9 protein-coding genes are annotated in these 13,561 nt (G+C 72.6%); 8 read left to right on the forward strand and 1 reads right to left on the reverse strand.

Annotated features, from left to right (window positions below):
* Window positions 1–167 precede the first annotated feature (167 nt).
* The 4 genes from dacB to hpt all read left to right on the forward strand — a co-directional run bounded on the left by dacB (window position 168) and on the right by hpt (window position 5,949).
* Window positions 168–2,903: a D-alanyl-D-alanine carboxypeptidase/D-alanyl-D-alanine endopeptidase gene (gene dacB / locus LX83_RS38360; RefSeq protein ID WP_253768536.1), complete on the forward strand. Its 2,736-nt coding sequence runs from the start codon at window positions 168–170 to the stop codon at window positions 2,901–2,903.
* 126 nt (window positions 2,904–3,029) lie between these two features.
* Entirely contained in the window at window positions 3,030–4,226 is a 1,197-nt protein-coding gene (locus LX83_RS07625) for a zinc-dependent metalloprotease (protein ID WP_253768538.1), read from the forward strand.
* Between the two features lie 95 nt (window positions 4,227–4,321).
* The gene (gene tilS, locus LX83_RS07630; protein ID WP_253768540.1) at window positions 4,322–5,317 is read left to right on the forward strand and encodes a tRNA lysidine(34) synthetase TilS; all 996 of its coding nucleotides are present in this window, start codon (window positions 4,322–4,324) and stop codon (window positions 5,315–5,317) included.
* Window positions 5,318–5,397: 80 nt separating this feature from the next.
* Window positions 5,398–5,949 carry a hypoxanthine phosphoribosyltransferase gene (hpt, locus tag LX83_RS07635; RefSeq protein WP_253768543.1) on the forward strand — a complete coding sequence of 184 codons (552 nt, stop codon included), beginning with the start codon at window positions 5,398–5,400 and terminating at the stop codon, window positions 5,947–5,949.
* A gap of 460 nt (window positions 5,950–6,409) precedes the next feature.
* Here the strand turns inward: hpt and LX83_RS07640 are convergent, their stop codons facing one another.
* On the reverse strand, window positions 6,410–8,116 hold the full coding sequence (locus LX83_RS07640) for a substrate-binding domain-containing protein (RefSeq protein WP_253768545.1): 1,707 nt from the start codon (window positions 8,114–8,116) through the stop codon (window positions 6,410–6,412).
* 920 nt (window positions 8,117–9,036) lie between these two features.
* Between LX83_RS07640 and ftsH the strand changes: the two genes are divergently transcribed.
* The 4 genes from ftsH to folB all read left to right on the forward strand — a co-directional run bounded on the left by ftsH (window position 9,037) and on the right by folB (window position 13,363).
* Window positions 9,037–11,376, forward strand: coding sequence for an ATP-dependent zinc metalloprotease FtsH (gene ftsH / locus LX83_RS07645; RefSeq protein ID WP_253768547.1), 2,340 nt, complete (start codon window positions 9,037–9,039; stop codon window positions 11,374–11,376).
* A gap of 16 nt (window positions 11,377–11,392) precedes the next feature.
* Window positions 11,393–12,076, forward strand: a complete 684-nt coding sequence (folE, locus tag LX83_RS07650; protein WP_253768549.1) for a GTP cyclohydrolase I FolE — start codon at window positions 11,393–11,395, stop codon at window positions 12,074–12,076.
* Between the two features lie 29 nt (window positions 12,077–12,105).
* On the forward strand, window positions 12,106–12,909 hold the full coding sequence (gene folP, locus LX83_RS07655; protein WP_253769130.1) for a dihydropteroate synthase: 804 nt from the start codon (window positions 12,106–12,108) through the stop codon (window positions 12,907–12,909).
* A 64-nt stretch (window positions 12,910–12,973) separates the two neighbouring features.
* Window positions 12,974–13,363 carry a dihydroneopterin aldolase gene (gene folB, locus LX83_RS07660; RefSeq protein WP_253768551.1) on the forward strand — a complete coding sequence of 130 codons (390 nt, stop codon included), beginning with the start codon at window positions 12,974–12,976 and terminating at the stop codon, window positions 13,361–13,363.
* The last annotated feature ends 198 nt before the right edge of the window (window positions 13,364–13,561 follow it).

Genomic DNA, 13,561 nt, shown 5'->3' on the forward strand with positions numbered 1-13,561 from the left:
CGGCCTGCCGTTCCGTGTCGTTTGCTCCACTAGTGTGGACTACGTCCTCCATACGGCTTGCATTGAAGTGGCTGGTGGACGGTGTGACCTTGCCCCTGCTGACCGATGATGAACGTCTGATGAGGTAGGTCGTCCTCGTTTGTCAGACCGGCCCGAAGGAGGATCGAGTGTCCGAAGCCGACCGATCGCGTCCCGCGGACTCGGTGGAGCGGGCGGGTTCGCCCGGCACCGAGTCGAACCGGCCGACCGAGCAGGCGGAGACACCCGGTAGCGGGTCGACGACGCGCGGTGACGATCTGGCCTGGCCGACCGAGGATTCGTGGCCGGCCGAGGACGCCGAGGACGAGCCCAGCGACCAGGCCGACACCGACCAGGACGGCACCGGCGGTACCGGTGCGGCCGACAGCGGCTCCGCCGGTTCCGACGATTCCGCCGGCTCCGCTGGCGACTTCTCCGACTCCTCCGGCGTGGAACGCACCGTGGCGGTGCGGCCCACCGCGCCACCCGCCGCTGCCTCGCCCGCGCCCGCTCCGCAGGACCATCCGCGGGACCAGGATGCGCCGGAACGCGTTGGCCAGCAACAGGACGGCGTGCCGAGGGACGCGGCACAGGCGGACGTGGAGCAGGCGAACGCGGAGCAGGCGAACGCGGAGCGGACCGTGGCGCTGCGCCGCCCGGCACCCCAGCCCGCCCAGCCGTCCCAACCTGGGCAGCCGCCCCAGCCCGCACCGTCGAGCCAGCCAGCACAACAGATCCAGCCAACTCAACCGATCCAGCAGCCGCGGTTGTCCCAGCCCGCCGGCGACACCGGTGATCAGTCCGGTGTGGAGCGAACGGTCGCCGTGCGCCGGCCGGTGCCCGAGCAGAGCGGTGCTGGCAGCGCTGGAAACGCCGGTGGTGCTGGAAACGCCGGTGGCGCCGGTGATCAGTCCGGTGTGGAGCGAACCGTGGCGGTGCGCCGCCCCACGCCGCCCGGCCAGCAACCGCCGCAGCAGCCCGCACCGCAGCAGTGGTCGGGTCAACCGGCTCCGGGGTCCGCACCGCAAGGCCCGCAGGGGCCGCAGCAGCCGGTGGCCCAGCAGCACGCGGCGCCACAGGGCGAGGCCACCCAGATGCTGCGGGTCAACCCGCCCGGTGCGCCCCGACCGCAGACACCGCCGCAGCCGCAGCAGGTGCCACCGACCCAGCCGCTGCGCCAGCCGCAGCCACCGCAGCAGGCGAACCCGGCCGTGCCGGCGCCGACCGAGCGGGTCGAGCGCACCCAGGTGATGCGGCCGGTGACGCCGGCCAGGACGGCACCGCCTCCGCCGCCAGCGCCCGGACAGACCAGACCCGAACCGGTCCGGCCCGAAGCGCCGCGCCCGGAACCGGGCACCGTCAACCGGAACGCCCCAGCCGGCCACGACAGCGCCAGTCACGACAGCGCCAGTCACGACAACGCCGGCCACGATGGCGCCGGCCCGATCGGTCCGGGTGGTGCCGGCACCGGTGGCGACCAGCCGCCGAAGCGGCGCAGGACGCTGCTGATCGCCGGCGCGCTGGCGCTGGTGGTGGTGCTGGGCGTGGGGGTGGCCTTCGGCGGCTACCAGTTGGGCTGGTTCGGTGGATCGAGCGCGGCCGTCCAGCCGCCGCCGGCCCCGGTGCAGTTCTCCCCGAAGATGCGCCCGGCCGGTGCGGACGCGCCAGTGCCCACCGCCAACGGCGTGGCCGCGGCCGTGGCCGGTCCGGCGAGCAACCCGACCCTGGGCACGTTGACCGGCAGCGTGATCGACGCGGCCACCGGCACACCGCTGTGGCAGCAGGACCCGGGCAAGACCATCACCCCCGGCTCGACCAACAAGATCCTCACCGGGGCGGCGGCGCTGCTCGTGCTCGACCACACCGCGCAGCTGTCCACCAAGGTCGTGGCCGGCGCCGAGCCCGGCACCGTGGTGCTGGTCGGCGGCGGCGACCCGACCCTGTCCGCGCTGCCCTCCGGCAAGAAGTCGATCTACTGGGACGCGCCCCACCTCGACGACCTCGTCGCGCAGGTCAAGGCCAACGCGGGCGGCCAGATCAGCAAGGTCGTCTACGACACCAGCCTGTTCACCGGCGACACCATCGCGCCCGGCTGGGACCCCAACGACATCGCGTTCCCCGGCGGCGGCTACTTCACCCCGATCGAGTCGCTGATCATGGACGGCGGCCGCAGCGAACCCACCAAGGTGGACCCGCAGCGCAGCCACACCCCGGCCGAGGACACCGCCAAGGCACTGGCCCAGGGGCTCGGCGTCAGCGGGAACGTGACCAAGGGCAGCGCCCCGGCGGACGCCAAGGTGCTCGGCGAGGTCAAGTCCATGTCCATCGAACGGCTCGTGGGCAACGCGCTGGAACTCTCCGACAACGTGCTCGCCGAGGCCATCGCCAGGCAGGTCGCCATCGCCACCGGTGCCGAGCCGTCGTTCGCCGGCGCCGCCCAGGCCGTGCGCAAGGTGTTGACCGACAACGGTTTCGACCTGTCCAACGTGCAGATCGCCGACGGCAGCGGTCTGTCCACACAGGACAAGCTGTCGGCCACCGCGCTCAGCCAGGTGCTGGCCGCCGCGGCCGGCCCGGCCGGCAACGAGCGCACCGAGAAGCTGCGGCCACTGCTGGCCGGCCTGCCCATCGCCGGCGCGAGCGGCACCCTGGACACCAGCCACGGCCGCTACGACCAGGGCGCCTCACTGGCCGGCCGCGGCTGGGTGCGGGCCAAGACCGGCTCGCTGACCGACGTCAACACCCTGGCCGGCACCGTGCTCGACGCGGACGGCCGGCTGCTGGTGTTCGCGTTCCTGTCCAACACCCAGGGGCAGCGCAACGCGGACGTGCGGGACGCGCTGGACGCCATCGCCACGGCCCTGCACGGCTGCGGCTGCCGATGAGGACGCGCCCGGCGCCCGCCCGCCCGGCTGGTGCTGATCGCGTCCTGACCCGGCCCGACCGGGGAGCATGATCAGCAGCCGTTCGGGGCGGTTGTCACGATGGGCTGCTCGGGTAGCGTCGGAGGGGTGAACTCGGCAACGCAGGACCAGACCGCGCCGCCGGTCGACCGGGTGGTCGCCCCGATCGACTGGGGCTTGGCGGCCGCAACCGCCCAGCGCCTCATCCGCAGTGGGCCCGCTGTCCCGCTCGCCGAGGCGGAGACAGCCGTCCGGCAGTTGCGTGAGTTCACGCCCACTGCCGAGCGGCACGTGCGGGAACTCACCGGACTCGGTGCGCACCTGCCGCTGCACACCGGCGAGGTGGTCGACCGGCCAGGCTGGGTGCAGGCCGCCATCGAGGGGCTGGCCGTGCTCACCGACGGGGACGACCCGGCCGCGTCCGCGTCCGGCGACGAGAACACCGGCGCGGAGAACCGGCCGAGCGCCGGGAAGTACCTCGGTGGGCTGGTCGCCGGCACCACCGGCGTGCAGGCCGGCATGGTGCTGGCCTTCCTGAGTTCCCGGGTGCTCGGCCAGTACGACCCGTTCGGCCCCGGTCCGGCGAAGACCGGCACGACCGGTGCCGACGCCGCCGGCGGTGACGCCGGGGAGGCTGACGCGGCCGGCGCCGGTTCGGCCGCCGGCCGGCTGCTGCTGGTCGCGCCCAACGTGGTGGCCGTGCAGCAGGCGATGGACGTGCCGGCCGACGACTTCGCCATGTGGGTGTGCCTGCACGAGTGCACCCACCGGCTCCAGTTCACGGCCGTGCCCTGGCTGCGCGACTACTTCGCCACCGAGGTCCGCAACCTGCTGGCCGCCATGGAGGAGGGCGTCGGGCCGGTGACCCGACTGCCCGAGCTGATCCGCGCCGCCCGGCAGCGCGCCGCCGAGGGCGCCGGCGCCGGCGCGCTGGTGGAACTGCTGCAGTCCCCGGAGCAGCGCGTCGTGCTCGACCGGCTGCTCGCGCTGTCCACCCTGCTCGAAGGGCACGCCGACCACGTGATGGACGCGGTGGGGCCGAGCGTGGTCCCGTCCGTGGCCACCATCCGCAACCGGTTCACCGCGCGCCGCCGGGGCGGTGGCCTGCTCGACCGGGTGCTGCGCAGCGTGCTCGGGGTGGAGGCCAAGGTCCGCCAGTACGCCGAGGGCGCCGCGTTCACCGGGCACGTGGTCGACGCGGTCGGCATGGCCGGGTTCAACGCGGTCTGGCAGGCGCCGGAGACCCTGCCGACCCGCGCCGAGATCACCGACCCCGACGCCTGGCTGCGGCGAGTGCACGGGTGAGCGAGCCCGCCCCTGGCCGCGGCCGAGGCGGGCACCCAGACCCAGACCACCGGGCCCAACCCGATCCGGCCCGACCCGATCCGGCCTGGACCGCGGTGCGGCTCGCCGTCCGCCAGCTGCTGGCCGACGCCCGCCGCGCCGGCCACCTGGGCAGCGGTGTGGTGGCGGTGGCGTGCTCGGGCGGGGCGGATTCGCTCGCCCTGGCCGCGGCCGCCCGGCAGGTGACGCGCCGGCCCGGGCTGGCCGTGCACGGCCTGGTCGTGGACCACGGCCTGCAACCGGGATCGGCCGAGGTCGCCGGTTGGGCCGCCGACCAGCTGCGCCAGCTCGGCCTCGACCGGGTGGACGTGCTCACCGTGGCGGTGACCGGGCCGGGCGGGCTGGAGGCGGCGGCCAGGCGCGCCCGGTACGCGGCCCTGCGCGCGGCCCTGCCCGCGCCGGACGCACTGGTGCTGCTCGGCCACACCCTGGACGACCAGGCCGAAACCGTGCTGCTGGGGCTGGGGCGGGGATCGGGGCCCCGGTCGATCGCGGGCATGCGCGCGCTCGACGCGCCGTGGGCGCGACCTCTGCTGGGGGTGACGCGGGCGCAGACCGGAGCGGCCTGCGCGGCGCTCGGGCTGACCCCGTGGACCGATCCGCACAACCTCGATGCCAGGTTCACCCGGGTCCGGCTGCGCACCGAGGTGCTGCCCCTGCTCGACGAGGTGTTGCAGGGCGGCGTGGCCGGCGCGCTGGCCCGCACCGCGGCCCAGCTGCGTGAGGACTGCGACACCCTGGACGGCCTGGCCGACCAGCTGTTCCAGCGGGTTTGCCGGCCGGCGGGCGAGGGTACCGGGGGCGTGGGAGGGGTGCCCGGTGTCGGTGAACTGGACGCCGAGCAGCTCGGCCGGGAGCCGGCGGCGCTGCGGCGCCGGGTGCTGCGGCGCTGGCTGCTGGCCGCCGGAGTACCCGAACTGACCGACACCCAGCTACGTCGAGTCGATGCCCTGGTTGGGGAATGGCGTGGCCAGGGTGGGGTGTGGTTGCCCAGCAGCTTGGTGACACGGCGTGTTCGTGGCAGGCTTCGTATCGACCGAACGGAGTCATAACCAACGGAGTCATCACCGCGGTCATGGCGGTCGTGGCGGGAATCCCGCCCTTTGCCGGACGCGAGAGAGAGGAACCGGCCGTGTACGAGGGCGACATCGCCTCCGTGCTCATCAGCGAGCAGCAGATCAAGGACAAGGTCGCCGAACTGGCGCAGAAGGTCGCGGCCGACTATCCCGCGAACGGTGGGGCCGATCTGGTGCTGGTCGGCGTGCTCAAGGGCGCCGTCATGTTCATGACCGACCTGGCCAGGGCGCTGCCGGTACCGGTGCAGCTGGAGTTCATGGCGGTCTCCTCCTACGGGTCGTCCACCTCCTCGTCCGGCGTGGTGCGCATCCTCAAGGACCTGGACCGCGACATCGCCGGCCGGGACGTGCTGATCGTCGAGGACATCATCGACTCGGGGCTGACGCTGTCCTGGCTGCTCAAGAACCTGGCCACGCGCCGGCCGGCCTCGCTGGAGGTGTGCGCCCTGCTGCGCAAGCCCGACGCGGTCAAGGTCGAGGTGCCGGTCAAGTACGTGGGCTTCGACATCCCCAACGAGTTCGTCGTGGGCTACGGCCTGGACTACGCCGAGCGCTACCGGGACCTGCCGCACATCGGCACGCTCGACCCCAAGGTCTACACCAGCTGACCACCGCCACCCCGCGGGCCGAGCCCCGCGCGCGGCAGCACAGCCCGGGCCGGGCTGTGCTGCCGGGCTGTGGTGCGGGGTTGGGTGACCGGTGTGTGGTGGCCGGGTGTCTGATGGCCGGTGTGTGGTGGCCGGGCGCGGCGTGCCGCCCGTGGGTGGTGCCGGCCCGGCCAACCCCGGCCCGGGTTGTTCGTGCTGACCGGCCACCCCGTGACCGCGGCCAGCCGGGTTATCCACAGGCTGCCCAGTTATCCACAGCCCCAGCCGTTGGCCTACCCCTCGGGCGGGGGCGCGGATAGGCTGCCAGCGGGGCCGCCCCCCAGGGCGGGTGGGGGGATGCCTACGGGGCGGGCGCACGGAGTTTGCGCTGGTCAGCCGGTTGCGGTGGTGCCGGTTGGGGTAGCCGCCAGTGGGGTGGGCGTCGGTGGTGCCGACGCCGGTCGGGCGGTGTCCGGTGTGGTCAGCAGTGCGGCCGGCACTGGCGCTGGCTGATCGCGTCCAGCAGCACGCTGCGGATGTCCTCGGGCTGACGGGCCTGGTACGCCTTGCCGCCGGTGGCCGTGGCGATCTGGTTGAGCGCGTCCATGTCGGCGTCCGGTCCCAGGCCGATGGTGATGAACGGCACGGGCTGCGCCTGGGCGGCCTCGCTGCGCAGCGTGTTCAGCAGGTCGGCCAGGCTGATGCCCTGGGGGTCCTCGTCCCGCCCGTCGGTGATCAACACGACCGCGTTGGCCTTGCTCGGGTCGTAGCCCTGGCGCGCGGCCCGGCTGGCGGCGAGCGCCGTGTCGTACAGCGCGGTGCCACCCCGCACCAGGCCGGGCAGGCTGCCCACGCCCTCGGCGAGGGCCTGCCGGCGGGTGCGCCCGTTGTCCAGCTGCCCGCCGAGCGGCCCCAGGCTGACCAGTTCCCGCCAGTCGTTGGGTGGTGCCTGCTGGGTGGAGAACGCCCACAGACCGATCTGCGAGGTGTCCGGCAGCATGCCCAGCGCGGTCACGGCGGCGTCCCTGGCCAGCTCGATCCTGGTCTTGCCACCCGCGGCGCGGCCCTCCATGGAGCCGGACACGTCGAGCACCGCCAGCATCCTGGTGTCCTGGTTGACCGACGCCCACGCCTTGAGCAGCGCCTCGACCTGCTCGGGAGTGGGCTGCGGCAGGCTGGCCTCCACCCTCGGGTCCACCCCGTCCCGCTCCAGCGTCCAGCCGGGCGCCGGCTTGCCACCGGCGTTGCGGAAGCCGGCGTCGGTGAACCGCTGGGCAGTGCGCTCCGAGCGCAGTTCCCGTTCGAAGGCCGCCACGGCCTCAGCCGTGCCGGGCGGTTCGTTCTCCCTGGTCACCCGGATCAGGGGGAAGTCAAGGGCGGTGCTGCCCTCGGCCGGATAGCCCGCGAGCATCCGCCGCGTGCCGGCCGCCTGGTTCTGGGCCAGCACGAACTGCTCGGTGGTGATGATCACCGGACTGTTGTCCACACCGGCCGTCTGCGCCTTGCTGGCCGCCTCGCGCACGCTCGACACCGTGTTGTCCCGCACCCGCAGCAGCGCGGCCACCAGCTCGGGTGGGGGCGTGCCCTGCGGGCCGTCCCCGAACATCGACCGCACCAGGGCGAGCCCGAGCAGTCCCTCGGTGGTGGTCGTGGGGTCGCTGGCCGCCACGGGCACACTGCCGTCGACCAGCTGGCGCCAGCTCATCGGAGCCTCGGCCCACCCCAGCCGCTGCGCGGTCGACTCGACCGCGCCGACCACCAGCGGGGTGCTCGCCAGTGAGGCTCCCACCTGCACCCGAGGCGCCCCGGTCTGCTCGCCGGCGGCCGAGGCGGCGGCGCGCTGCGCCCACACCGACGAGTCGGCGACCCACAGGGCCGGCGGGTTGATCCGCGCGGTGGGCAGTTCCCCGGCCACGTCCGAGGACTCGCGCGGCTCCACCGACACGTGCACACACCTGTCCGCGATCACCGGCTGGGCCTTGGTGAAGTCCTCGGCGACCTGGGTGACCACCTGCTGGGCGGCCGGGGCGACGGCGACCTTGAGGGGGAGGTCCGCCGAACACTCAGGGCCGCGGGCCTGGCCCAGCACGACCACGGTGGCCGTGGCGGCCATGGCCACGCCCAGCAGCGCTCCCAGGGGGAGGGCGATGCGTCGGAGCAAGCCGGGCGGCTGGTGGTCCATTGCCATGATTCAGGGTGCTTTCGGTAAACGAGTCACTCGATGTAGTGATTGCTAACGGGCGGTGGCGCGCCGAGAATGACACGCCACCACGCGTGGGCCACCTCGCAGTGGCGTGCGTCACCTACGTTTCCGGTTATGTCGCTCGCTCGGCGTAGTCGGGTTGCTCCGACCAGGGCTGGCACCGGTGCGCCGAGCGTGGTTCCGGTCGCCACCGCCCGACCGGCGGTGTTCCGGCTCGGCGGGCGGCGGCTCGGCCGGCACTCCTGGGCTGGTCCCCGCTGCCGTCCAGCTCCCGGTCGCCCGGTCTGCGGCCACCCCGCGCTCCTGCCGCCCCGCGCTCCTGCCACTCCAGTGTTCCTGTCGCCCCGACCTGCTGCCGTCGCGGTCTCCTGCCCCTGCGATCCCCGTTGCCCGGGTCTCCTGCCGTTGTCGTTGACCCGGTCTCCGCTGCTGTTTCGGAGGGCCCTGCTGAGCTGGTACTTTGGAGGTGAGCACGGGTCTGGCCAGGCAACGGGCCGGACGCCGCCGCAGGTGGGCCGCCCGGCCGAGGCACGACCCCGGGGCCACTGAGCGGGGGCCAGGTGAGCGGGAAGTCGCCGAGTGGACGGCACTGAGCGGACCGCGCTGAGCAAAGGCCACTGGGTGTCCGCTCCGCGTGTTCCGGCGCCTGGAGCAGGTCGGATGTGTCTTTCGACGAACTCGGGGCGTAACTCCGCTCACGCTGGGAACACCACAGCCCGCTTACCCGTTACTGGCTTGGATGGTGGTAAGAGTCGGATACATCCGGTTCGGCCACTGGGGCACCCTGTCGCGGCGCTGGGCGGTAGTCTGGTCGGACCGGTGTGCCCCGTCCGCCTGGGCGGTGGGTAGCCACCACCCGACGTGAAAGTCAGGGAGGGTCGAGGCCGCCCGACGGCCGTAAGTGAATGGACCGCAAGCGCCTACTCCGCAACCCACTGCTCTGGATCCTGGTGGTGTTGCTGGCCTACTTCACCGTTTCCACGCTGTTCGACGACTCCAGGGGCTACGTCCCGGTGTCGACCTCGAAGGCACTCGAACAGATCACGAGTGGCAATGTCAAGGAAGCCACTCTTGAGGACAAAGAACAACGGCTGAAGCTGACCCTCAACACGCCGGTTGACGGTTCCGACCGGGTCCTCACCCAGTACCCGGCTGGTGCGACCAACGACGTGTTCTCCGCCCTCCGCGACAAGAACACGAACTTCAACACCACGGTCAGCCAGGACTCGTTCCTGGTGCAGATGTTGATCTACCTGGTCCCGCTGGGCCTGTTGCTGCTGTTGCTCATGTGGATCATGAACAACGCGCAGGGCGGCGGCAACCGGGTGCTCAACTTCGGCAAGTCCAAGGCCAAGCAGCTGTCCAAGGACATGCCCAAGACCACCTTCGCCGACGTCGCCGGCGCCGAGGAGGCGGTCGAGGAGCTGTACGAGATCAAGGACTTCCTGCAGAACCCCGGTCGCTACCAGGCGCTCGGCGCCAAGATCCCCAAGGGTGTGCTGCTCTACGGTCCGCCGGGCACCGGTAAGACGCTGCTCGCCCGCGCCGTGGCCGGTGAGGCCGGCGTGCCGTTCTACTCGATCTCCGGCTCGGACTTCGTCGAGATGTTCGTCGGTGTGGGTGCCTCGCGCGTGCGCGACCTGTTCGAGCAGGCCAAGCAGAACGCCCCGTGCATCATCTTCGTCGACGAGATCGACGCGGTCGGTCGGCAGCGCGGCGCCGGGCTCGGCGGCGGCCACGACGAGCGCGAGCAGACGCTGAACCAGCTGCTGGTCGAGATGGACGGCTTCGACTCGCGCGGCGGGATCATCCTGATCGCGGCCACCAACCGGCCCGACATCCTGGACCCGGCGCTGCTGCGGCCCGGCCGGTTCGACCGGCAGATCCCGGTGTCCGCGCCCGACCTGCGCGGCCGGCAGGCCATCCTGAACGTGCACGCCAAGGGCAAGCCGTTGGCCCAGGACGTCGACCTGAACAGCCTGGCCAAGCGGACCGTGGGCATGTCCGGCGCCGACCTGGCCAACGTGATCAACGAGGCCGCCCTGCTCACCGCCCGCCAGAACGGCACGGTCATCACCGCCGCCGCCCTGGAGGAGTCGGTCGACCGGGTGATCGGTGGCCCGGCCCGCAAGAGCCGGATCATCTCCGAGAAGGAGAAGAAGATCACCGCCTACCACGAGGGCGGGCACGCGCTCGCCGCGTGGGCCATGCCGGACCTGGAGCCGGTCTACAAGCTGACCATCCTGCCGCGCGGTCGCACCGGCGGTCACGCCCTGGTCGTCCCCGAGGACGACAAGGAGTTGATGACCCGCTCGGAGATGATCGCCCGACTGGTGTTCGCGCTGGGCGGCCGGTCCGCCGAGGAACTGGTGTTCCACGAGCCGACCACGGGCGCCTCCAGCGACATCGAGCAGGCGACCAAGATCGCCCGCGCCATGGTCACCGAGTACGGCATGAGCGCCCGACTGGGCGCGGTCAAGTACGGCCAGGACCAGGGTGACCCGTTCCTCGGCCGGTCCATGGGCCACCAGCCGGACTACTCCCTCGAGGTCGCGCACGAGATCGACGAGGAGGTCCGCAAGCTCATCGAGGCCGCGCACAACGAGGCGTGGCAGGTGCTCAACACCTACCGCGACGTGCTCGACGACCTGGTGCTCGAACTGCTCGACAAGGAAACCCTGCACCGCAGGGACCTGGAGCGGATCTTCGCCCGGGTGGAGAAGCGGCCGAGGATCACCCAGTTCAACGACTTCGGCACCCGCACCCCCTCGGACAAGCCGCCCATCAAGACCAGGGCGGAACTGGCCATGGAGCGGGGCGAGCCGTGGCCGCCGGTCACCGAGGACAAGCCCACCCCGGTGGGCACGGTCGGCGGTGCCGCGGACACACCGGGTGGGCCGCCCCGGTCCAACCCGGACACCCCGCCCGGGCCCAACGGGTCCCACCCGCCCTACGGCCAGCCCGTGCCGGGCCTGCCCCAGCCAGGACCTGGTCAGTACTACGGCGGCGGCACCCGCCCGGCCACCGTGCCGTCCGGGCCGCCCAACTACGGCGCACCGCCCGGGTGGACCCCGGCGACCGTGCCGGCTGGCCAGTCCCAGCAGCAGTGGAAGCCCTCGTCGTTCGAGCCGGACCAGGTGAACATGAACGACCAGGGCACCGGCTCCGGCTCCCACCCTGCGGAATCCGCTGAGTCTGACACCACGAAACCAGCGTCGGACACCGACCAGAACAACGGGCGCTGACACACTGGTGGCTGTGATGCGCTCGAACATGGGATCGACCAGCGCGGCCCACCAGGCTCACGACGAGCCCGTCAACGGGGACGACCTCTCCGTTGACGGGCCCGTCCGCGTCAACGCCCGCAAACTCGGCTTTGACCAGGCACGCGCCGAACACGCCGTGCGTGAGCTGCTGCTGGCCTGCGGCGAGGACCCGGATCGGGAAGGGTTGCGGGACACCCCGGCCAGGGTGGCCAGGGCCTACCGCGAGTTGTTCGCCGGTCTGTTCACCGATCCGGACGCCGTGCTGGCCAAGACCTTCGACGAGAGCCACGAGGAACTCGTCCTGGTCACCGACATCCCGATGTACAGCACCTGCGAGCACCACCTGCTCCCGTTCCACGGGGTGGCGCACGTCGGCTACATCCCCAACCAGGAAGGACAGGTCACCGGCCTGTCCAAGCTGGCGCGACTGGTCGACCTGTACGCCAGGCGGCCACAGGTGCAGGAGCGGTTGACCTCGCAGATCGCCGACGCGCTGGTGCGCAGGCTGGAACCGCGCGGGGTGATCGTGGTGGTCGAGGCCGAGCACCTGTGCATGGGCATGCGCGGGGTGCGCAAGCCCGGCTCGCGGACCACCACCTCGGCGGTGCGCGGGCTGTTCCGCACCTCGGCCTCTTCCCGGGCCGAGGCGATCGGCCTGATCAAGGGGCGGTCGGTGTGACCCTGCCCCAGCCGGGCCGCTGCGTGGTGATGGGGGTGCTCAACGTCACCCCGGACTCGTTCTCCGACGGCGGCCGCTACCTCAACCACGACGAGGCCATCGCCCACGGCGTGGCCATGCACGCGCGTGGCGCCGACCTGATCGACGTGGGCGGCGAGTCCACCCGACCCGGCGCGGACCGGGTCGAAGCCGACATCGAGGCCGCGCGGGTCACCCCGGTCATCCGCGCGCTGGCCGCCGAGGGCGTGCCGGTCAGCGTGGACACCATGCGCGCCGAGGTGGCCAACGCCGCGCTGGAGGCCGGTGCCGTCCTGGTCAACGACGTCTCCGGTGGACTGGCCGACCCGAACATGGCCAAGGTGGTCGCCGAGGCTGGCGCGCCCTGGGTGCTGATGCACTGGCGCGGCCACAGCCGGCACATGACCGAGCTGGCCGAGTACCACGACGTGGTGGCCGAGGTGCGCGACGAGCTGTCCGCCCGGGTCGACGCCGCGCTGGCCGCCGGAGTGGACGCGAGCGCGCTGGTGCTCGATCCCGGCCTGGGCTTTGCCAAGCGGGCCGAACACGACTGGGCGTTGCTGCACCGGATGGACGAGCTGCTGGCCATGGGCATGCCCGTGCTGGTCGGCGCGTCCCGGAAGCGCTTCCTCGGCCGGCTGCTGGCCGATGCCGAGGGCCGGCCCCGCCCACCCGACGGGCGGGAACAGGCCACCGCGGCGATCTCCGCGCTGGCCGCGGCGGCTGGCGCGTGGGGCGTGCGCGTGCACGACGTGGGCAGTTCACTGGACGCGGTGCTGGTGGCTGAGGCGTGGCGGCGCGGGAGCGCGCCGTGACCGCGGTGACGGGGGCCGGCGCGGTGGTGGACCGGTGGCGGGCAGCAGTGGACGCGGAGGTGGCATGACCGACCGGATCACCCTGACCGGGCTCAGGGTGCGCGGGCACCACGGGGTGTTCGAGCACGAGAAGCGCGATGGCCAGGACTTCCTGGTCGACGTGGTGGTGTGGCTGGATCTCGACCGCGCCGCCGCCACCGACGACCTGCGGGACACCCTGCACTACGGCGAGCTGGCCGAGCAGGCCGCCGCGATCGTGGGCGGCGAGCCGTGCGACCTCATTGAGACCGTGGCGGGCAAGGTGGCCGACCAGGTGATGACCGACGAGCGGGTGCACGCGGTCGAGGTGACCATCCACAAACCGTCCGCGCCGATCCCGCTGACCTTCGCCGACGTGGCGGTGACCATCCGCAGGTCCCGCCGGGGCGGCCGCGGCCGAGTGGTCCCGGCATGACCCCGTGGCGTTCCCCCCGCCAGCACAGCCCCCACCCTCCACCGGGGGGCGTCCCCTGGACCAGCCTATCGGTGCTGGGCGCTGGGGGAAGGCTGGCGAGCTGGTCTGTGGACAACCCAGGGGGCTGTGGACAACTGGCCGCACGATCGGGTGATTTTGCGGCGGGTGGGCTGGTCCCGGTGTTCAATGCCGCCGCGT

It is taken from the genome of Goodfellowiella coeruleoviolacea, from assembly GCF_024171785.1.
Taxonomy (GTDB): Bacteria; Actinomycetota; Actinomycetes; order Mycobacteriales; family Pseudonocardiaceae; genus Goodfellowiella; species Goodfellowiella coeruleoviolacea.

Bases quoted from the DNA above. Each gene is read 5' to 3' on its own strand.
- LX83_RS07640 (WP_253768545.1), bottom strand. From the start codon at position 8,116: ATGGCAATGGACCACCAGCCGCCCGGCTTGCTCCGACGCATCGCCCTC.
- ftsH (WP_253768547.1), top strand. From the start codon at position 9,037: ATGGACCGCAAGCGCCTACTCCGCAACCCACTGCTCTGGATCCTGGTG.
- folE (WP_253768549.1), top strand. From the start codon at position 11,393: ATGCGCTCGAACATGGGATCGACCAGCGCGGCCCACCAGGCTCACGAC.
- folP (WP_253769130.1), top strand. From the start codon at position 12,106: ATGGGGGTGCTCAACGTCACCCCGGACTCGTTCTCCGACGGCGGCCGC.
- folB (WP_253768551.1), top strand. From the start codon at position 12,974: ATGACCGACCGGATCACCCTGACCGGGCTCAGGGTGCGCGGGCACCAC.